20 protein-coding genes are annotated in these 19,808 nt (G+C 69.6%); 10 read left to right on the forward strand and 10 right to left on the reverse strand.

All coding sequences use genetic code 11. From position 1 onward, the window contains the following. Window position 1: 1 nt before the first annotated feature. Entirely contained in the window at window positions 2-442 is a 441-nt protein-coding gene (locus ACFV2X_RS29575) for a DUF2000 family protein (protein ID WP_385622101.1), read from the reverse strand. Between the two features lie 49 nt (window positions 443-491). On the opposite strand from ACFV2X_RS29575, the gene ACFV2X_RS29580 reads away from it, so the two are divergent. The 5 genes from ACFV2X_RS29580 to ACFV2X_RS29600 all read left to right on the forward strand — a co-directional run bounded on the left by ACFV2X_RS29580 (window position 492) and on the right by ACFV2X_RS29600 (window position 4,015). Beyond that, window positions 492-1,325: an AraC family transcriptional regulator gene (locus ACFV2X_RS29580; RefSeq protein WP_385622103.1), complete on the forward strand. Its 834-nt coding sequence runs from the start codon at window positions 492-494 to the stop codon at window positions 1,323-1,325. A 131-nt stretch (window positions 1,326-1,456) separates the two neighbouring features. Beyond that, window positions 1,457-1,804, forward strand: a complete 348-nt coding sequence (locus ACFV2X_RS29585) for a DUF1330 domain-containing protein (protein ID WP_385622105.1) — start codon at window positions 1,457-1,459, stop codon at window positions 1,802-1,804. A 374-nt stretch (window positions 1,805-2,178) separates the two neighbouring features. Then, window positions 2,179-2,847: a TetR/AcrR family transcriptional regulator gene (locus ACFV2X_RS29590; protein WP_385622108.1), complete on the forward strand. Its 669-nt coding sequence runs from the start codon at window positions 2,179-2,181 to the stop codon at window positions 2,845-2,847. Window positions 2,848-2,849: 2 nt separating this feature from the next. Then, entirely contained in the window at window positions 2,850-3,521 is a 672-nt protein-coding gene (locus ACFV2X_RS29595) for an enoyl-CoA hydratase-related protein (RefSeq protein ID WP_385622110.1), read from the forward strand. Between the two features lie 32 nt (window positions 3,522-3,553). Continuing rightward, window positions 3,554-4,015, forward strand: coding sequence for a PaaI family thioesterase (locus ACFV2X_RS29600; RefSeq protein WP_385622111.1), 462 nt, complete (start codon window positions 3,554-3,556; stop codon window positions 4,013-4,015). Between the two features lie 18 nt (window positions 4,016-4,033). Here the strand turns inward: ACFV2X_RS29600 and ACFV2X_RS29605 are convergent, their stop codons facing one another. Both ACFV2X_RS29605 and ACFV2X_RS29610 read right to left on the reverse strand, forming a co-directional pair. Then, complete coding sequence (locus ACFV2X_RS29605; RefSeq protein ID WP_385622113.1) at window positions 4,034-4,777, reverse strand: aminoglycoside 3'-phosphotransferase; 744 nt, start codon at window positions 4,775-4,777, stop codon at window positions 4,034-4,036. An 86-nt stretch (window positions 4,778-4,863) separates the two neighbouring features. Next, window positions 4,864-5,442, reverse strand: a complete 579-nt coding sequence (locus ACFV2X_RS29610; RefSeq protein WP_385622115.1) for a hypothetical protein — start codon at window positions 5,440-5,442, stop codon at window positions 4,864-4,866. 216 nt (window positions 5,443-5,658) lie between these two features. On the opposite strand from ACFV2X_RS29610, the gene ACFV2X_RS29615 reads away from it, so the two are divergent. Beyond that, window positions 5,659-8,451, forward strand: a complete 2,793-nt coding sequence (locus ACFV2X_RS29615) for a BTAD domain-containing putative transcriptional regulator (RefSeq protein WP_385622118.1) — start codon at window positions 5,659-5,661, stop codon at window positions 8,449-8,451. Between the two features lie 36 nt (window positions 8,452-8,487). On the opposite strand, the gene ACFV2X_RS29620 is transcribed toward ACFV2X_RS29615, so the two are convergent. The 3 genes from ACFV2X_RS29620 to ACFV2X_RS29630 form a co-directional block, all read right to left on the reverse strand. Continuing rightward, window positions 8,488-9,177, reverse strand: coding sequence for a glycoside hydrolase family 11 protein (locus ACFV2X_RS29620; RefSeq protein WP_385622120.1), 690 nt, complete (start codon window positions 9,175-9,177; stop codon window positions 8,488-8,490). A gap of 261 nt (window positions 9,178-9,438) precedes the next feature. Then, on the reverse strand, window positions 9,439-10,590 hold the full coding sequence (locus tag ACFV2X_RS29625) for a hypothetical protein (RefSeq protein ID WP_385622122.1): 1,152 nt from the start codon (window positions 10,588-10,590) through the stop codon (window positions 9,439-9,441). Between the two features lie 31 nt (window positions 10,591-10,621). Next, window positions 10,622-11,203 carry a hypothetical protein gene (locus ACFV2X_RS29630; protein WP_385622124.1) on the reverse strand — a complete coding sequence of 194 codons (582 nt, stop codon included), beginning with the start codon at window positions 11,201-11,203 and terminating at the stop codon, window positions 10,622-10,624. A 335-nt stretch (window positions 11,204-11,538) separates the two neighbouring features. Here ACFV2X_RS29630 and ACFV2X_RS29635 point away from each other — a divergent pair, with 335 nt between their 5' ends. Next, entirely contained in the window at window positions 11,539-12,075 is a 537-nt protein-coding gene (locus ACFV2X_RS29635; RefSeq protein WP_385622126.1) for a hypothetical protein, read from the forward strand. Between the two features lie 39 nt (window positions 12,076-12,114). Here the strand turns inward: ACFV2X_RS29635 and ACFV2X_RS29640 are convergent, their stop codons facing one another. Continuing rightward, entirely contained in the window at window positions 12,115-12,510 is a 396-nt protein-coding gene (locus tag ACFV2X_RS29640; protein ID WP_385622210.1) for a RidA family protein, read from the reverse strand. A 137-nt stretch (window positions 12,511-12,647) separates the two neighbouring features. Here ACFV2X_RS29640 and ACFV2X_RS29645 point away from each other — a divergent pair, with 137 nt between their 5' ends. Next, window positions 12,648-13,622, forward strand: coding sequence for a helix-turn-helix transcriptional regulator (locus ACFV2X_RS29645; RefSeq protein ID WP_385622128.1), 975 nt, complete (start codon window positions 12,648-12,650; stop codon window positions 13,620-13,622). Window positions 13,623-13,682: 60 nt separating this feature from the next. On the opposite strand, the gene ACFV2X_RS29650 is transcribed toward ACFV2X_RS29645, so the two are convergent. From ACFV2X_RS29650 to ACFV2X_RS29660, 3 genes are all read right to left on the reverse strand, one after another. After that, entirely contained in the window at window positions 13,683-14,891 is a 1,209-nt protein-coding gene (locus ACFV2X_RS29650) for an alpha-hydroxy-acid oxidizing protein (RefSeq protein WP_385622212.1), read from the reverse strand. Window positions 14,892-15,120: 229 nt separating this feature from the next. Further along, window positions 15,121-15,867: an FG-GAP repeat domain-containing protein gene (locus ACFV2X_RS29655; RefSeq protein WP_385622131.1), complete on the reverse strand. Its 747-nt coding sequence runs from the start codon at window positions 15,865-15,867 to the stop codon at window positions 15,121-15,123. Between the two features lie 191 nt (window positions 15,868-16,058). Continuing rightward, window positions 16,059-16,568: a hypothetical protein gene (locus ACFV2X_RS29660; protein ID WP_385622133.1), complete on the reverse strand. Its 510-nt coding sequence runs from the start codon at window positions 16,566-16,568 to the stop codon at window positions 16,059-16,061. 994 nt (window positions 16,569-17,562) lie between these two features. Here ACFV2X_RS29660 and ACFV2X_RS29665 point away from each other — a divergent pair. Together ACFV2X_RS29665 and ACFV2X_RS29670 are read left to right on the forward strand one after the other, a co-directional pair. Beyond that, window positions 17,563-18,801 carry a hypothetical protein gene (locus tag ACFV2X_RS29665; protein ID WP_385622135.1) on the forward strand — a complete coding sequence of 413 codons (1,239 nt, stop codon included), beginning with the start codon at window positions 17,563-17,565 and terminating at the stop codon, window positions 18,799-18,801. 103 nt (window positions 18,802-18,904) lie between these two features. Next, window positions 18,905-19,678 (forward strand): transcriptional regulator, encoded by a 774-nt coding sequence (locus tag ACFV2X_RS29670; protein ID WP_385622138.1) that lies wholly within the window; start codon window positions 18,905-18,907, stop codon window positions 19,676-19,678. The last annotated feature ends 130 nt before the right edge of the window (window positions 19,679-19,808 follow it).

Consider the following 19,808-nt stretch of genomic DNA (forward strand, 5'->3'; position numbering starts at 1 on the left):
CTCAGGGGTGCATCCGAGCGCCCTTGATGACCTTGTCGACCGCGTTCCGCGGCCCGTACACGGCGAGCCCCACCAGGTCCAGCTGATCCTTCGGCACGGCCCGTACCGCCGCGCGGTTGTCCCGGTCGTTGCCGGTGGTGAAGAGGTCGGAGGTGAACACCGCCTGGGGGAGCGCGCGGGACAGGGCACGGGCGTGCGCCGCGGTCAGCGTCTCCTTCGTCCCCTCGAAGACCAGGACGGGCTGGCGGAACATCGGCAGATACGGGGTGCCGTCGGCGTCGGCATACGGTTCGCCGATCACCTCGGGCAGCTCCGAGCCCAGGCCGCTGACCAGGAACGCGGTCACGTTCAGCCGCTGCCAGGGCTGCAGATCGTCCCGCAGCACCACGGCGATCTTCGTATCGAAACGTACGGGGGTGGTCTCAGTCGTCGTGCTTGTCATGCTTCGAGGCTGCCGACCGCCCCGCCGTACCGTCTTGTACGTTTCTTGCATGGTGTCCCCGCAAGACGTATCCGCGTGGCGCCCGCAGGTCCCGGGCGTCGTCGAGGTCTTCCACGCCCACTTCACCGAGCACGCGTACCCGATGCACGTCCACGACGTATGGACCCTGCTGATCGTCGACAACGGCGCGGTCCGCTACGACCTGAACCGCCGCGAATGCGGCACCCCGCACGACACCGTGTCCCTGCTCCCCCCGCAGGTGCCGCACAACGGCTCACCCGCCACCCCGCAGGGCTTCCGCAAGCGAGTGGTCTATCTGGACCTGTCCCAGTTGGACGAAGGGCTCATCGGCCCGGCGGTGGACCACCCCGACATGGTCGACCCCCTCCTGCGCCGACGCATCGGACAGCTGCACGCGGCCCTGGCCCAGCGCGGCGACGAACTGGAAGCGGAGAGCCGCCTCGCCCTGATCGGCGAGCGGCTGCGCGGACACCTGCGGCCCCCGCCCGCCGCCGCCCCGCCACCCAGAACGGACCTCGGCGTGGCGCACAGCCTGCGGGAACTCCTCGACGAGCGGCTGTCGCAGGGCGTGACCCTGGACGACGCCGCCAAGCTGGTGCACGCCCACCCCACCCACCTGGTCCGGGCGTTCAGCGCGGCCTTCGGCATCGCCCCGCACCAGTACCTGATGGCCCGGCGGGTCGACCACGCCCGGCGGCTGCTCCTCGACGGCCGGCCGCCCGCGGAGGTGGCGACCGCGGTCGGCTTCTACGACCAGTCGCATCTGACCCGGCACTTCAAACGCTTCGTGGGCGTCACCCCGGGGCGCTACGCCCGGAAGGCCCGCCCCACCCGCGGCCGGCCGCGCGGCGAAGCGGCCTGAGAGCGGGGCCCACGCCCCGGCTGATGACCTGGTCCATTACCTGGCAGGTCATCGACCCCGACCTCCCCCGTGCGCCACGATCGTCGGCATACGGAGCCCCCACGGCGCCATCGACCGGAAGGACGCCACCCATGTCTGCCTACGTCATAGGTCATCTGCGGGAGGCCGCCCCGCACCCGGAGATCGCCGAGTACATGGAGCGCATCACCGCCACATTCGAGCCGTACGGCGGCCGGTTCCTCGTGCACGGCACACAGCACGAGGTGAAGGAGGGCGGCTGGCCCGGGCATGTCGTGGTGATCGGCTTCCCGGGGATCGCCGAGGCGCGGACCTGGTGGGACTCGCCCGCGTACCAGGAGATCGCCCCGCTGCGCTCGCGCCACATCGAGGGCGACATCATCCTGGTCCCCGGTCTCCCCGAGGGCTACGACCCGGCGTCCACCGCGAAGGCGATACGGGAGGCGGTGTCCGCCGCGTAGCCCCGCTGAACTCGCCTTGCCCGCCCGCCTGTTGACGGAGACGTGGCGTCCCGATTTTCGGTTGATGGGCGGGAGGAACGGAGGAGACAGTGGGCGCATGAGTCCTGCAGTGAGCCGCCTGGCCGGTATCGCGATTCTGCTGATCGGCATCGCCGTCGCCCTCTGGCTGGCCTTCGGGCCCCCGCGGGATTGGGAGGGCGGTATGAGGTGGCTGCGGGGCGGTCTTGTGTGGGGCAGCTTGGGATTGGCGCTTCTCTCGGCCCGGCTGATGTTCCCCGCCACTCGGAAAGACACCTGGAGCGGTCTCCTTGCATGTTCTATGCCATACAGCATAAGTTACCGCCAGGTAGTGAGATCTGCGGGAAGGCACCTGCATGCGGCGGGACGGTGACAACGCTGGTAGTGGCGCGGCCGGCGGCGTGAGCCGGCGCAGGAGCGACAGCCGTGACCGGATGGTGCTGAGCGCGGCGGAGCTGCTGCGTGAGTACGGCGCCGGTGCCACGAGCATAGATCGGGTCCTCGCCCACAGCGGAGCCCCGCGCGGCTCCGTCTACCACCACTTTCCCGGCGGGCGGGCGCAGCTGATCGACGAGGCGGTGACGCTCGCCGGTGACTTCATCGCCGGTCTGATCGAGACCGCCGCCGAGGCTGATGACCCGCTCGCGGCGGTCGACTCGTTCTTCGCGCTGTGGCGTGACCGGCTCGTCGAGAGCGGCTTCCGGGCCGGCTGCCCCATCGTGGCGGTGGCCGTGGAGACCAATGACGACGCCCCGCAACTCGCCCGCTCCGCTGCCGCGGTCTTCGCCCGCTGGCAGGAGGCGCTGGCCGCGCTGCTCGTCCGGCACGGTCTGCCCGAAGCGCGGGGGAGGCGGCTGGCCGCGTTCATCATCGCGGCGGTGGAAGGCGCCGTGATCATGTGCCGGGCCGAGCGGAGCACCGCCCCGCTCGAGGCGGCCGCCGCCGAGATCCACGACCTGCTGGGCCACGCCCTGCACGCCGGGCCCGCCCAGCAGCACCCTTCCCGTCCCTGTGTGAAGGAGTAGCCATGCCCACGCTGGACCGCCAGGACAACGTCTTCGTACTCGACCTCGGGGACGGCGAGAACCGCTTCCACCCCGACTGGCTCGCCTCCGTCAAAGCCGCGCTGGACGAGGTCCGGGCGGCGGAGGGGCCCCGCGCCCTGGTGACGGCCGCCACGGGCAAGTTCTACTCCAACGGCCTGGACCTGGACTGGCTGCTCGCCCACGCCGATCAGCACCACGACTACGTCGTCTCCGTACACGACCTCCTGGCCCGGATGCTGTCCCTGCCGCTGGTGACCGTGGCCGCGCTGCAGGGGCATACCTTCGCGGCGGGCGCGATGTTCTCGCTGGCCCATGACGTCCGCGTGATGCGCGCCGACCGCGGCTACTGGTGTCTGCCCGAGGCGGACATCAACATCCCCTTCACCCCGGGCATGTCCGCCCTCATCCAGGGCCGGCTGGCCCCGCGGACCGCCCATGAGGCCATGGTCACCGCCCGCCGCTACGGCGGCCACGACGCGCTCACCGCGGGCATCGTCGACCGCGCGGTGGCCGAGGCCGCCGTCCGGTCGACCGCCATCGAGTTCGCCGCGGCGCAGGTGGGCAAGGCCGGAGACACCCTCGGCACCATCAAGACCCGGATGTACGCCCCCGTCCTGGCCGCCCTGCGCGACAAGGACATCCCCCTCGGCTGACGCCGACGCACCCCCGCAAGGAAACCCCGCCCATGCCGACCACAGACCTGGCCGCCCTCTCCGGCCTCGACCTCATGCGCTGGATACAGTCCGAGCGCCCCACCGACATCCCCTCCATCGGCCGCCTGCTCGGCATGCGCTTCGACGAAGTCGACCACGGACGCATCGTCGTCTCCCTCGACACCCGCCCCGACTTCGCCAACCCCCTCGGCACCGTCCACGGCGGCATCGCCGCCACCCTCCTCGACTCGGCCATGGGCTGCGCCGTCCACACCACCCTCCCCGCGGGCGTCGGGTTCACCACGCTGGAACTGAAGGTGAACTACATCCGCGCCGCCCGCACCGAAGGCCAGACCCTCACCGCCGAAGGCACCGTCATCCACGCCGGCCGCCGGACGGCGACGGCCGAAGGCAAGGTGCTGGACGAACAGGGAAAACTGATCGCGCACGCCACGACGACCTGTCTGATCGTCGGGGCCGGAGGAGAGGCGTAACCGCTGAGGAAGGGAGGCTCAGGTCGCGGCCCACAGCCGTCGGTAGAAGCCGATCCGCTCCGGGTCGGGGCTGATGCCGTAGCCGTCAAGGAGCGTGTCATCCCAGCCCGGCCCGTAGTTCCACTCGGTGCTCCACGTGGCCACGGCCAGGTCCGCCCACCGGTCGGCGAGGCCGAGGGCGCCCATGTCCACATGGCCGGACCATGTGCCGTCCGGGTTCAGGAGCGTGTTGGGCGCGCAGGGGTCCCCGTGGCATACGACCAGGCGGTCGATCGGCGGCGGCGCGGGCAGCTCCGCGGGCACCTCGGTGCCCGCGCGCCGGGCCACGTCCAGCCGGTGGTCGACCGACCAGCTGAACGGGCAGTCGTCCACGGGCAGCCGCTCGTGCAGCGCCCGTAGCGCGGTCCCCAGCGCCCGTACGGCCGTCCGCGGGTCCGCCTTCCACCGGGGGCTGACGGCGCTCTCGCCGGGCAGCCCCTTGGTGATCATCCAGGTCCCGTCCTCATCGGCTCCGAGATCCAGAACCTGAGGAACGGGCGTATGGCGACCGGCCCAGCGCAGACGAGTGGCCTCAACCTCCAGATCCGCCACAGAGCCCCTCGGATCCCACTTGGCGAACAGCCGGTCGTCCCCGCTGCCGAGCTGGAAGGTCAGGCCGCCCAACTCGTTCAGCCATACGGGCAGCACCGGCCGGTCTCCGGCAAGAGCGGCGATCGGCGCGGGCACGCGCACATCGCGAGGCGGCGGTCCGGAGTAATGCATACGCGCATGCTCTCCTTCGCGCCGCGCCGAACGCGAGCGATTTTGCGGCACGCCGAAGCGCCGCCGCGCCTCGGTGCCGCCGTGACTTACTTGGCGTGGGCGACGTCCACGATCAGCTTGTCGCCGGACTGCTGCACCCGGAACGGCAGCTTGGCGCGGAGGCCCAGACCGACCTGGGTCTGCCCCTCGATGCTCGCCCCGAACTTGGTGTCCCGGAAGGTCTTGTAGCCGGTGACGTTCACACCGGGCAGGGACTTTCCGGGCTTGCCGGCATAGGTCCTCTGGGCCGGGTTCGACGGGTTGTAGCTCGGCGAGTTCACGACGATCTCCAGGATGGCGCCGCCGTTGACCCTGATCTGGTCACCGGTGCCGTTCTGGCGGAACTTCGTCACGTATCCGACGTGGTAGCCGATCTTGCTCGTCGCCCCCTCGATGTCGAAGACCATGCGGTCGTAGCACGTGTGCTTGCCCGTCGTGATGTTCCGCAACGACTTGGTGGTGGCGTCCTCGGCCGACTTGGTGTCGCTGTTCCAGGAGGCCGAGCAGGCCGCGGCCGATACGGCCTGGTCCGCCGGACCGGTCGCGGCACCGGCGATTCCGGCCGTACCGGCCAGACAGGCGCCCGCTATGACGAGCACCGCGGCAGTCGTTCCGATCTTGCGCATGAAGTACCTCTGAGTGGTTCGAACACTGATCCGGGAGAGAGTGAGCGGCCCTTCCGTGATCTTCACTCTTCCGTCAGGACGGCCGGACCTCATCCGCCCGGGTACTCAGCTCCAGCCACGTAACTACTCACCTTGGTGGAACCTTGGCTGAAACTTGAACTGGCTGGTTGGGGCCCGTCTTGCAAAAGTGGACCCCTGGCAACGGGGGGTGGGGACATGCCGATTGAGTTCCGTGTGCTCGGCGATGTCGGGGCGTATGTCGACGGAGCAGCGCTGGATCTGGGCCATGCGCAGCAGCGCTCGGTTCTGGCGGTGCTGTTGGCGGAGGCCCGGCGCACGGTGTCGGCCGATCAACTCGTCGACCGGATCTGGGGCGAGGACACCCCGCAGCGCGCCAAGGGGACGCTGTACAGCTATCTGTCCCGGTTGCGGGGTGTGCTGGCGGTGGCCGAGGACGAGTGCCGGATCGCTCGGCGCCCGGGCGGTTACGCGCTGCTGGTCGACCCCGACTCCGTGGACCTGCACCGCTTCCGCGCCCTGGTCGAGCAGGCCCGGGCCGCCGACGAGGCGTCGGTGGCCGCGCCGCTGTTCGATCAGGCGCTGGGGCAGTGGCGGGGGGACTTCGGCGCGTCCTGTGACACTCCGTGGTTCGGCTCCGTACGGGAGGGATTACGGCAGGAGCGGCTGGCCGCCCTGCTGGACCGCTACGACACCCTGCTCCTGCTCGGCCGCCATGGAGAGCTGCTGGCCGAACTGTTCACCCTCGTCGAGGAGCAGCCGCTCAACGAGCGGCTGACCGGCCACATCATGCTGGCGCTGTACCGCGGCGGGCGCGTCGCGGAGGCGCTGACCCGCTACGACGCCTTCCGGCGCCGGCTGGCCGAGGAACTGGGCGTCGATCCGGGGCCCCAGCTCAGACAGCTGCACCAGCGGATCCTCACCGCGGACCCGGCGCTCACCCCGCGCCCCACCCCTTCCGCGGCCCCGCCGGCCCGCCACCCGGTCCCCGCGCATCTGCCGGCCCCACCCCCCAGATTCACCGGCCGCACCCATGAACTGGACCAGCTGGCCCGCCTCCTGGACGGCCGGGCCGGGGCCGAGGACCCCAGGGCGATCGTGGCGATCACCGGCCCCGGCGGCATCGGCAAGACCTGGCTGACCCTGCACTGGGCCCACCGCCATCTGCGGGACTTCCCGGACGGGCAGCTCTACGTCAATCTGCGCGGCTTCGACCCCTCCGCGGAACCCGTTCCGGTGGCGGCGGCCATACGCGGCCTCCTCGACGCCCTCGGCGCCGACCCCGCGGCCATCCCCTCGGATGTGGAGGGGCAGGCCGGGCTGTACCGGAGCATGGTGGCGGGCAAACGCCTGCTCGTGCTGCTCGACAACGCCCGCGACAGCGACCAGGTCCGGCCCCTGCTGCCCGGCAGCCCCACCTGTACGGCGCTGATCACCAGCCGCCACCGCCTCACCGGGCTCGCCGCCACCCATGGAATCCGCGCCCTCGGCCTCGACGTGCTCTCCGAAACCGAGGCCCGCACCCTGCTCACCCGCCACCTCGGCGACCACCGCGTGGCCGGCGAACCCGCGGCCGTCCACACGCTCCTGGACCACTGCGGGGGCCTTCCACTCGCGGTCAGCATCCTCTCCGCCCGCGCCGCCGCCCATCCGGACCTCCCCCTCTCGGCCCTCGCCGAGGAGGTCGAGGAGGCCGCCACCAGGCTCGATGCCCTGGACACCGGCGATGTCGCCGCGGATCTGCGGGCGGTGTTCTCCTCCTCGTACCGGGCCCTCGCGGCCGACGCGGCAAAGACGCTGAGTCTCCTCGGCCTCGCACCGGGCCCGGACATCGGCGTCCCCGCCGCCGCGAGCCTCACCGGCCTCCCCGCGCCCCGGGTCCGTGACCATCTGCGCACCCTGCAAGCCGCACACCTGCTCCAGCAGCACACCCCGCACCGCCACCGGATGCACGACCTGGTCCGCCTCTACGCCGCCGAACAGGCCGAGACCCTGCCGGCCGACCACCGTCAGTCCGCCCGCCACCGACTGCTGGACTTCTGCCTCCACAGCGCCTGTGCCGCGGCCGAGCTCCTGGACCCGCACGGGGACCGGATCCCCCGGCCCGACCCCCGGCCAGGCGTCACACCGGAGGCGTTCGCGGACGAGGAGGACGCCCTCAGGTGGTTCACCGCCGAGCATCCGTTCCTGCTCGGCGCCATGGACCTCGCCCGCGCCTTCGGCTTCGACTCCCACGTATGGATGCTGGCCCAGGCCCTCGAGCCGTTCTTCGACTACCGCGGCCACTGGCACGACTGGGCCGACACCCAGCACACCGCGCTGCTCGCGGCGCAGCGGCTCGGCGAGCTGACCTGGCAGGCCGACGCCCACCGCGGTCTGGGCGCGGTCTACACCCAGGTCAAGCGCCTCGACCACGGGCACACCCACTACCAGCACGCGCTCGACCTCTACGGCCGCGCGGGCGAGCGCCTGGGCCAGGCCCATGCGTACCGGGGCCTGAGCTGGGTGTTCGTAGAACAGGACCGGCTGCGCGAAGCGCTCGTCCACAACGAACGGGCGCTCGCGCTCTACCGGGAGGCGGACCACCGGACCGGCCAGGCCAAGTCGCTCAACAACGCCGGATGGCTGCACGCCATGCTCGGCGAATACGAGCACTCGCTCGACTACTGCACCGAGGCCGTCGAGCTCAACCAGAAGTCCGGAAACCGGCACGCCGAGGCCGGGGCGTGGGACAGCCTCGGCTACGCCCATCACCACCTGGGCAGTTACGCCGACGCCGTGAACTGCTACCAGCGGGCCCTCGACCTCGTGCGTGGATTCGGCGACCGGTGCGGGGAGGTCGAGATCCTCATCCACCTCGGCGACAGCCACGGCGCGCGCAACGCACCCGACCTGGCCCGGTCCGTATGGCAGCAGGCCCTGAGGATCGCCGACGAGATCGACCACACGGCCGCCGACGAACTCCGCAAGAAGCTCAACGAGCCGGACTAGTCGGCAGCGGGGGGCTGGGGACTGGGGACGGGACGTTCAGCCACTCACCGTGAGATTCGAGTTCCCGCTGCTCTGATATCCCTCGGTCGCGAGAATCATGTAGTACTTGAAGGTGCCCAGATTCATTCCGGAACGGGCCCAGGCGTCGAAGTGATTGCCCGTGGTGATGGTTCCACCCGTTTTCTTCGACTGCCGGACGCTCCAGTACTGATTGAACGTGCGAACGCCTTCGACGGAGGGCGCGTTGTAGCGCGTCGTCATGTAGATGTCGTACGTACCGCCGTCGCTGGTGACCGCTCCCTTGTACGTGCCTGTGGGCCGGTAGGTGCCCCAGTTGTCGACGATGTAGTACTCGACGAGCGGGTTTGAGGTCCACCCATAGAGCGCTAAATAGCCATTGCCGGAGGGGTTGAAGCTGCCGGAGTAGTTCACACTCCGGCGTCCGCCGTTGCTCCAGCCCTTACCGCAGACGAAATTGGAGCAGTTGGTCCACGAGGTCCGGTAACTGCCGCCGGACGCCAGGGTCATGGCGACCGACCCGCCGCCATCGGTCCAGAACGAGTAGTAGAAGCCGTTGTTGGTGCCGGTCTGGTTCGTGGTGATGGTCGTGTCGGCGTACGCGGTGCCGGGCAGCATCAGCCCGGTCGTGGCCAGCGCCAAGGCGCCGGCGCGGCCGATGAAGTCCCTGCGGTTCACCGGGCGTGCGGGGGCGTTGTCCGAGTTCATGATTTCCTCCTCTGTGAAGGCTGGCGACCGACGATGGCGACAGTGTTGGACTGGGGCCGTTGGGTGTCAACGGTTTCCGCAAGGATTACGGAAACTCCGTCCTGGCCGGGAGATCTCTCTAAGGGATATAAGTCCAGTTCACTGGCGTGATCGACTCATCGGACAGAGGCTGATTGACGAAGTCTCCGGCCCAAAGCCCAGATTCGAGGCGGACGATACTGAAAAGTTTTCGGAGATTTTCCGGATCACACGGGGCTGCCGTCAGCGCCGAGGCTGATACGGCGGGAATCGCTCGGGGTCGGTGAAGTCCTGGTCCGCGTCGGGCCAGCGCTCGCGCAGCAGGGCGGCGATGCGCTGGACCCAGGCGGTGAGGTGGGGCAAGGCCCGGTGGGTCCGGGCGGTGCGGGTGGCGGCTTCGAGCGTGGCGATGAGCTGAGGGCGGCTGGGGTGGCCCGGCGGGCGGGTGTCCACCAGAGCGAACCGCTGCAGGCGGATCAGCGCCCAGGAGGCGCAGGCGGCGGCGAGCCCGAATCCGTACCGCCGGTCGTCCTCGGCGGCCGGGATGCCGCGGGCGAGGGCGCGGCGATAGCGGTCGGCCAGGCCCGTGGCGACCGGGTCGCCGACCGACATCCAGGCGGGCCCGGGGACGTGCAGGCACACGGCGTCGGTGAGCGCGTGGGTGTAGCCGGCGAATTCGAAGTCGATGAGGCGGGCGTCGGGCGGGCCGGAGGGGTGCAGGAGGACGTTGTTGGCCTCCGTGTCCCCGTTGCTGAGGGCGAGAAACGGACCTGGGACGCGTAACGCGCCGACAGCGGCGGCGAGGTCGGTGGCGGCTCGGCCCTCCAGCGGCGCCCCCAGTGCCACGGCGTGTTCGATCCCCGAGTCGCGGTACGAGGCGAATCGGCCGGCCCGATCGTCCCCGCGGTCGACCGGCCCCAGCCTCGCCCGGCGCGCGTAGTATGCCTCGGCCCGCCCGGCGGTGGCCGCGTTCAGCTCACCGCGTGCTTGAGCGAAGGCGGCCAGCCGTTCGCCGTGGGCCGGCGCTCCGTCGCGCCGTAACAGCTGATCCAAGGCCGTACGAGGCGCAAGGTCCTCCAGAACCACGAACCCGGCGGCGACATCGGCGGCGATGAGGCGAGGGGCGAGGGCGACCCCGACGTCGTCCCGGAGGAACTGGAGCGCGGCCAGCTCGGTACGGAGCCGCCACACCGCCGTACGCGCCTGGACGTGGCCGCCGTCCGTCCACTTGACGACGACGGACGGCGGGACGGCCGCACCCCTCAGCCGGACCCGGGCCACGGCCCAGGGCTCCAGCCGCTCCCAACGCTCGACGGCCACCGGTGCGGAGTGGACATCGGCCAGGAGGCTCTGCAGAGCCACGACGCGGGCGGCGCTCGTTCCGGGATCAGGCACCCGCCCACCGTACGGCTCGGGCGCCCGGTGCCTAGGTCGAGCTCGAGCAATTGGCGGTGAGGGTCTTGCCGGGCTTGTTCTTCTTCGTGTCCTCGTCCACGAGCTTGCCGTCGACGAATATCTGGCAGCCGATTTCCGTCTTCGGGTTCACTGAACCCGTTTGCAGCGACAGCGACCTTCCCGGCTTCACCTTCAGCTTCTTCGACCACGGCGTCTTGACCTCGTCGAGATCCAGGTCCGTATCACCGCTGCTGTTCTTCTTGCCGGTATACAGGTCCGAGTTGATACCGGGGATGTATACGCTCGCCGGTGAATCCCCCGTCACCTTGAATTCGACAGACACCATGCTGTCGCCGGCGCCGTCCTTGTCGCCGTCGTCGGAGCAGCCTGCCAGCAGGGCTCCCGTGATGGCCAGACAGGCCGCGGCCTTATGTGTACGCATTGTTCCCCAACGGTCTTTTTCACGCGGCCGGTTGTGGATTTCGAGCAACCGACGGCGAGTAATCCTCACATGTGTTCCGCCCGGGAACCAGCGGTTCCGGCCCGGTACGTGGATCAGTTCCGCTGTACCGGAGATAAGTTCGGACCGCTTCGATCCGTCGGCGCCGCGCACCGCCCGTTCCCCCGGTTCCGTCCGACCCCGGCATCCTCGTGGTGGTGGGGACGTCGAGTTGCCGGAGTTCGCCGCGACCCGGTACTGCGTGGACTTCCACGGGACTCGCGACGGCGCGGCGGACGACGCCGTGTACGAGCGACGGGTCTCCTCCGCTGGGATCCGCACCCTCGTCGTTCCGAGCGGTACCGCTGACACCCGCATCGCGGTAGTACCCGGTAACGCCTTTGCCCCCTATCTGCGCTTTATCAGGATTCGCCAGACCTCGACCGCATCGGCGATCTACTGTACGGATGCGTCGCGTTACCCACCGAAGTCAGCCGAGGAGGAATCCTGTGTCATCGCCCTGCGACCCCAAGCATGCTCCCGCCGGCGATGTGGGCGCAGCGCTCATGATGATCGACTCCCGGCTCAAGGGCATCTATGACGGGGCGACCGAGACCGACCCCGAACAGCGGGCATTGATCGACCGGTACACCGCGTCCCTGGGCCCCAGGGGAGCCAATGCCGTGCTGGACGGCACGTGCACGCTCATCTTCATGTTCATGAAATGGCTCCGGCTGGCCTACGAGGACCACGGCAAGGATGTCATCGAGTACGTGGTGCCCAACCTTGTGGCCACGATGCGCATGATGCCCAAGAGCGTCCGCCCCGAGGCCATCCCCACCATGGCCGGCCTACTCGTCGCCGCGGGCACCGGCCTGAGCCCCAATCTGTGGCGCAAACAGTACGGATACTGGACCAAGGACGAGATGACTCCCCTGGAAGTGACGGCCTTCCTGCTCGCGGAGCACATCAACCGCCTCACCGACGACCGTGACTTCGCCACCCGCCTGATCGCCCAAGCCCTGCCCGAACCGGACGAAGGCTGACACCCCGCCATTCCGAGCAGCGGAGGGGGCGAGGTCGCGTCACGCGACGGCGATCCCCTCGAGCTCGACCATCTGGCCGGGGATCGCCAGCCGTGTCACCCCGAGCATCGTGGTGCTCGGCGCCACCTTGGCGGCGCCCAACCGCGACGCCAGCACGCCGTAGTGCTGGAAAAGCACATCCACGTCGGTGGTGTAGACGTTGAGCCGGACGAGGTTCGTGAGGGTCATGTCGGCCTCGCCGAGCACGGCCTCCAGGTTGTCGAGGCTCAGCGCCAGTTGGGCCGCCATGTCACCGTCATGCTGGGGCTTGCCGTCGCCGCTCATCGCGGTCTGCCCGGAGCAGTACAGGGTGCGGGTGTGCCCGGAGACGACCTCACCCTGGTTGAATCCCATCTCCACCGACCATGTCACCGGGTTGACCGCCGTTCGTTCCAAGGCCACAACAGCTCCATTCGATTCACTGGGCGTACGCACGTCCATCGGCTCGGTATCCGCCCATCTCCGACGCCGTGTTGAAAGCGTCGCAGCGAAACCACGACATCCTGTGTCATGTATTCCGATAGAGTTTTCGTATGCGCGCCGACCGATTGGTCTCACTGGTGCTGCTGCTGCGCCAGCGCGGTCGACTGTCCGCGGCCACGCTGGCCCGCGAGCTGGAGGTGTCCACCCGCACCGTGCTGCGTGACATCGAGGCGCTGTCCGCAGCCGGCGTCCCGGTCTACGCCGAACGCGGCAGGCGCGGCGGTTTCGCGCTGCTGCCCGGTTTCCAGACGGAGCTCACCGGACTGAACCACGACGAGGCGCTCGCCCTGCTGGTCGCCGGATCACGGCGTGGCGCGCAGGTATTCGGCCTCGGCTCGGCGCTCGCCTCGGCCGTGCTCAAGGTGGTCGATGCGCTGCCCGACGGCTATCGGGACACCGCGGCCGGCGCGGCGCAGCGATTGCTCATCGATCCGGAGACCGACCTCCTCTCGCGCCGCGTGGTCGCCGAGGAGGTGCCCGACACCGTAGTGGCCGAGGTCCGGCGCGCGGTGTTCGCCGGACACAAGCTGCGCATCCGCTACGCGGCCGTGGACCAGACCCCGAAGTGGCGCACTGTGGACCCGATCGGCCTGGTCACCGTACGCGGCCAGGGCTACTTGCTGGCCACGAGGTCCGGCGCGGACCGCACCTACCGGCTGTCGCGCATCCTGGCCGCCGAGGAACTCGACGAACCCGCGCAGCGACCGGACCGGGTCGATCTGGACCGGGCCTGGCAGGAACGCAGCACGTGGTTTCGGACCGGCGGCGACCAAGTCGCCGTGCTGGTGCGGGTGAACGCGGCGCGGCGCGAGGAACTGGTGGCCACCGCGCTGGCCGTCCTCGCCGAAGAAACCGACGCGGACGGCTGGCTGCGGCTGGAGGTGACCTTCCAGGATTCGCGACACGCCGAATGGGCGATATGGCAGCTCACCACGGACGCGGAAGCCCTCGCCCCGCAGTGGTTGCGCACCTCCCTGCGCAACCGCGCCGCCGCGATTGCCACCTGCTACGGGGCGTCGTCCTGAGACTTGTTGTCTGTAGCAGACGGTCAAAGTCCGTCCAGGGGACTACACCGGCCCCGGCAGCTACCGGCCAACCCGGCGCCGGCCTTCAAGGTCACCCGTTCGGGCGATGGTCATGAGGTGGCGAAGCGCGTCGGGGGTGAGGTCGGCGAGGGTGGGGTAGCCGTCGACGGCCATGAGCAGGTCGGCCTCGGCCAGCAGGGAACGCAGGACGTGGACGACGCCGTCAGCGCCGGCGAGCGCCAGGCCGTAGAGATAGGGACGGCCGATGCCGACCGCGGTGGCCCCCAGAGCGAGGGCCTTGATGACGTCCGCCCCGGTGCGGACGCCGGAGTCGAAGAGAACGGGCAGCCCGTCGGCGGCCTCGACCACTTCCGGCAGGGCGTTGAGCGCGGGCAGACCGCCGTTCGCTTGGCGTCCGCCGTGGTTGGAGCAGTAGACGCCGTCCACACCGCCGTCCTTGGCGCGACGGACGTCGTCGGGGTGGCAGATGCCCTTGAGGATCAGCGGCAGGTCGGTGATCGACCGCAGCCAGGGCAGATCGTCCCAGGTGAGGGGGTTGCCGAAGATCTTCGCCCAGTGCATCACGGTCGCAGCCGGGTCGTCTTCGGGAGCCTTGGCGAGCCGGGAGCGGAACACCGGGTCGCTGGTGTAGTTGGTCAGGCAGTGGCCGCGGAGCTGGGGGAAGTTGCTGGCCGCCAGGTCACGGGGCCGCCAGCCGGGGATCCAGGTGTCGAGGGTGACCACGATGGCCTTGAAGCCCGCGGCCTCGGCCCGGTGGACCAGGCTCTCGGCCACTTCCCGGTCGGAGGGGGTGTAGAGCTGGAAGAAGCCGGGCGTGTCCCCGAACTCGGCGGCCACTTGCTCCATCGGATCGACGGTCAAGGTGGAGGCGATCATCGGCACGCCGGTACGGGCGGCGGCGCGGGCGGTGGCGAGGTCACCGTGACCGTCCTGTGCGCACAGCCCGGCCACGCCGACCGGCGCCATGAGCAGCGGTGTGGGCAGGCGCATCCCGAAGAGGTCGACGGACAGGTCGCGCTGGGTGGGGCTGACCATCATGCGGGGGATGAGGCCCCACTGCTCGAACGCGGTGATGTTGGCCCGCTGGGTGTGTTCATTGCCCGCACCGCCTGCCACGTACGAGCGCACCGCGGGCGGCATCGCCGCCTCGGCCAGCGGCTCCAGCTCGTCGGAGGTCATGGGCAGGTTTGGCAGCACCCCGCGCAGCCCGTCGAGGTAGATCTCGTTCTGGTAGTCGGCGAAAGCCATGATCCGGTCCTCCTGCACGCCCGCCGGGTGCGGGCTCTCGAAGTCCACAATGGGAGAGTGACGGACGAGAGCCGCGGAACGCAGGTTTCCGGCTCGGAGGCCGAGACTATGCGCGCGCCCTCATCCGCCTACCGCGTTCACTGCGGAGGAGGAAGCCGCAGGAAGCCGTCCAGAGGTGGCCGCCCGTCGGCCCTCCGGTGCCAGGAGGCCGACGGGTGGCCGGTTGTGGTCAGGAGCAGGGCTTGTAGAACTGGGTCCAGCCGTCGCTGGGCATGGCCGGCGGCTCGGCCGTGGACGCGTACTCGCCGTACTTCTTCATCAGTTCGTAGTCGTAGTTCCCCGGACCGCTCTTCGGCCGTGACAGGCGCACGTCCCGATCCAGTTGCCCGTCTCCGGGGTTGTTGAGGATCGCGAGGTCCGGGTACGCGTCGTCGCCGTAGTTGGCGATCCGAAGCTGCTGGACCTCGCCGTGGTCGCCAATGTCGGAGTGCCGGGAGCCGGCGGAGCTCAGGTTCGCCCGCTTGAGCGGGCCGGGGCGGTATTCCGCCACGCGCGCTGTCGAGGAGTCGTCCCCGCCGGACGGCTCGACGAGGTTGACGACCATGTCCAGAGTGCCGTCGTTCTGGAAGTCGGCGACCGCGGCGGACGCGACCTCCCCCTTCTTCGCGCCCAGGAGCTTGCTGACGGTGTGCTTCTCTCCGAACGATCCGTCCGCGGCCCCCCACTGGATCGTCATCTTGGTTCCGGTGTGCCCCGGATTCGTGATCTTGTCCGGGTGGCCGTCACCGTCGAGATCGCCGACCAGCGCCGTGGCACCGGCCAGGCACGGGGCCGTCGCCTCGGTGGCCTTGCCGGCCCGCCCTGCGCCCCCCGAGGGCGACGATCCGGCCGCAATGGCCTGGTAACCGGCGACAGCCAGGGTCAAGGTGACAGCCGCGATCGGGGCGGCGATCAGAACTGAGCGCTTGCGAAGCATCTGCGAACTCCTATCGTCGTTGCTGCAAGGTGAGATGGTGGTAACGAACTCGCGCCCTGGGCTTGGGAGTCACCCGCCCATCACGGCTGATCGTGGTCTACCGCTCGTTCCGGCACGTATCCGGCACGTATCCGGCACGACTCCGAGCGCACCCCGCCACCTGCCTTCGTGGGAAGTCGGCGGCCGGCGAGCTACTGGTCCGTTGGGTTCACCCCGGCGTAGGCGATGGCCCCCTTGCCCAGCGTGATCTGCTCGCCCACGGCCTGTTCCGCAGGGCCGGCCTGGGTGCCGTCCGACTCGAAGGCCACCGTGGGAAGCTCGGCGGGCAGGACACAGGTGATCCCTGACGTGGCCTTCGCGATGATCAGGATGTACCCGCCGGCCTGCGACTCGGCCCTGGTGCTCCAGGAAATGTCGTTGGCCCCGCACTTCTGCCCGACATTGCCACGTTCGCCGCTGCCGGTGTCGACGCCGACACCATCCTGGGTTCCTTCGTCCGTCGCAGTGAAGGACTTGGTCGATGAACCAGAGCCGGTGTCCTTGCCAGTCACAGCCACAGCCGCAGCCTTGGCGGAGGCCGACGAGCCACCGGACTGACCACTCGCGTCGTCCCAGGACTGGCAAGCGGTGGCGAGCATCGCGGCAGTCACCAGCAGACCGGCACCGGCGAACATACGGACTCGGGGGCCGGCGATCAGCATGGGAAGACCTTCTTCGTCATCAGCGGACTCGTACACCCAGCGACGTTTCGCCCGGTGTGGTGCTGACCTTGTCAGTGGCGGCTACCGTTCCAGTAACGCGCCACTAACGAAGATCTGATGCGATCACAACCGGCCTACCCGCATGGTCACGAGGGCTCCCGGTCGCAGCCGTCGTTCAACTCGGCGTCGTGGGCTTCTGCCGGCCGGCAGGCGGGACGACCGCGCTCGTCGGTCTCGGCATCCTCCTCGCGCGCCGGAGCTGGACCACGGTCGGGCCGGCCGGCATAACCATCCGCCGGGGCGTGGGTCGTGGGGCGTGGTCGTACCCACCCCTGGCGGGAGATCCGGTGGATCGACGTGCGCGAGATCGGGAGCCCAAACGGGACTGCGCTCGCGGCTCGGATCACCCTCGCGAACGGGCGGCGACGCATACTTCCTGCGCTCCACCACAGCCCCCAAGACCCCGACCCTGGCTTTTACGCGAATTACGGGCGGGTCGTGCTCATAGTGGCCGTCGTCGGGCTCGTCACCATAGAGGGGTAACAGGGCTTTGCTGGGGGTGGTCCAGGCATCGTCCGATCTCGTACGGGTGTGACACCTGAGGGGATGGGCGGACCTGGACGCCCTGGGCCGCGTCTGCTCAGCTCGGCCCGGGCCGAAGGCGGTCGGGCAGGATGGCGCCGATGAGGTCCTGGGCCGGGTGGTCGCTGTGGACTCCGCCACCGTGCGTGCCCACCGCCACCGTGCGTGCCCACCGCCACCGTGCGTGCCCACCGCCACCGTGCGTGCCCACCGCCACTGTGTGTGCCCACCGCCGCGGCCGTGGTCCCGCAGAAGTGGCCCTGACCGACAAGCCGCGCGACGATGCCTTCGGGCGGTCCTGGGGCGGACTGACGACGAAGACCGGTCCGGTCGCCGACGGCCGTGCAACACCGAAGACCCTGATGGACCATTCGGGATGTTGCCTGGTTTGTTCGCATTTAGGGTGTGTATCGTGATGCGAATACACAAGATCATCCCGTTGCTGACGGTCGTAGTCTTCGTGTTGCTGCACGTCTTCGCCTATCCAGGCACACGCTTCTCCAATGACTCATATCGCTACGCTCGCGCAGCGTACGTGTTCTTGGGCGACCCCTACCGGAAAGCCCAGGACAAAGCCCTGCGGGCCTACTGCGCGGACACGGCGGCCATGCTTCAGCGAAACCGCATGCTGCATCAGATCGAGTTCCGGGCCCCGGTGCGCCGCTATGAGTTCCCCGATTGCCTGGCTCAGCATGCGGATGGCCTCAACCCCAGCAATCCGCGGTACGAGGCCCTCTTTCATGCTCGCCCCGCCTATCCACTGGTGGCCGCACCGTTCGTCCGGCTCTTGGGGGCCAAGGCGGGGCTGACGGCCGTTGCCCTGGGTTTCACGGCGCTGGGAGGGCTGTTGGTCCTGGTGCTCTTGCGAGCGCTGCGCGCGCCGCCTCTGCTGGCATGGCTCGGTCAGTGCCTGTACTACGTCACGCCCATAGGGCTGTGGGGCAGTCGGCCCATGACGGAAGGTCCGGTGATCGCCCTCATGGCGGCCATGCTGCTCGGTGCGGTGTGGCTGTGCCACGGGCGGCGGGCGACGGGGGCTCTGCTGTCCGTGGGGGCCTTCGCGCTGGGGTTCGCGGTCAAGTACTCAAGCTTCGCCCTGGTGGCGCCATGCCTGGTGGCGGCGAGTGGCATGGCGCTGATGTTCGTTCCACAGGCCCGGCACAAGGGCACGCACTGCCTGCTCATCGTCTCGCTCTTCGAGTCCTTGGCCGCTTTTGCGATGAGCAGGGTGCTCCGATTGCCCGGATTGAAGGATTCGCTCCAGGACACCTTCTCCCTCCACTGGGCGTACTCCGAAGTCGCCGACCCATGGCGCCGACTGGTCCGGCTCGATGTCAACTACTGGTGGCAGTGGCTACAGGGAGAGGCGTTGGCTCCCTCTCTGCTCTTCCTCCTGGCGTTGGGCGCCTGGGGCGCGATCAGCCGCTCGGTGCCCATCGCGCTTTGCCTGATCGCCGTGGGCGGTACGGGCCTGCTGACGGCCGCGGCCCACCCGGTAGCGATGGAGGGCGACAGGCTCTACGTACAGGTGTGGTTGATAGTCGTCGTCGGGCTGCCCCTCCTGGCCGAGCGGCTGCGCATGAGCGGCGGGGCCTCTGGCGCGTTGCCTGCGCGAAGCGATGCTCTGATGGAGACCGGCGGGCGCCAGTGAAGAGCAGTTCATCTCGAGCGACTGCCCCCAACCTCCCCCTCGAGATCTCAGGCGCCACGTGCTCGGCGGCTTCGCGCCTGCTACTCGCAGGGGCAACGTCAGTGTGGCCTACTACATCCGGCTGGAACAGGGGCTGTCGCTCAACGCCTCGCCGCAGGTCCTCGACGCGCTGGCCACGGCTCTGCGGCTGGATGACGCGGAGCGGCGCCACCTGGACACCTTGTCCGGTGATGTCCGGCAGAGCCGCCGCCGGCTCCCCGCCGAGCGTGTCACCGCGGCGGTGCGCCAACTGGTGGATGCCTTCGGGGACTCACCCGTGGTGGTCCTCGGCCAGCGCTCGGACGTCCTGACGTGGAACCGCACCGGGCATGCGTTGTTCGCCGGGCATCTGGCCTGGGACAGCCCGGATCAAGCGGCCACGCGACCCAACACCGCCCGGATGGTATTCCTGGACGCCCACACGCAGGACCTGTACGTGGACTGGCCCAGGAAGGCACGGGATGTGGTGGGCAAGCTGCGGCAGGTGGTCGGCAAGTATCCGGACGACCCGCATCTGGCCTCCCTCGTCGGCGAGCTGACGATGCGCAGCCCGCAGTTCGCCACGCTGTGGGCGCAGCACCGGGTGCGCGCCTGGGGCATGAACGAGTACCGGATGCGCCATCCGATGGTCGGGGAGCTGGACGTGTTGCAGCACTCGCTCCCGGTGCCCCGGGGGCAGGGGATCCGGCTGGTGGTGACGACGGCGGCGCCCGGCTCCGCCGCCCAGGCGGCACTGCGATTGCTCAACCAGACCCTCCAGCCCGCCGCGGACATGCCGGCGACCGCCCGCCCCGCCGCCGGCACCCCCGCACACGTCGCTCCTTCCGTACACCCCTGATCCGGCCGTCTGGCCGTCGCAAAGCCACGGTCCGCTCAGAGCGTCACACCTGAACGTCACCCGCCGTCACCCGCCGTCACCCGACAGCCTCCGGCCCGAGGCTGGCAGGGAGCGCCGCGGGGGCCTCGTC

Origin of the sequence: Streptomyces sp. NPDC059679, assembly GCF_042734105.1 — a bacterium.
In the GTDB taxonomy this organism is placed as follows: Bacteria; Actinomycetota; Actinomycetes; order Streptomycetales; family Streptomycetaceae; genus Streptomyces.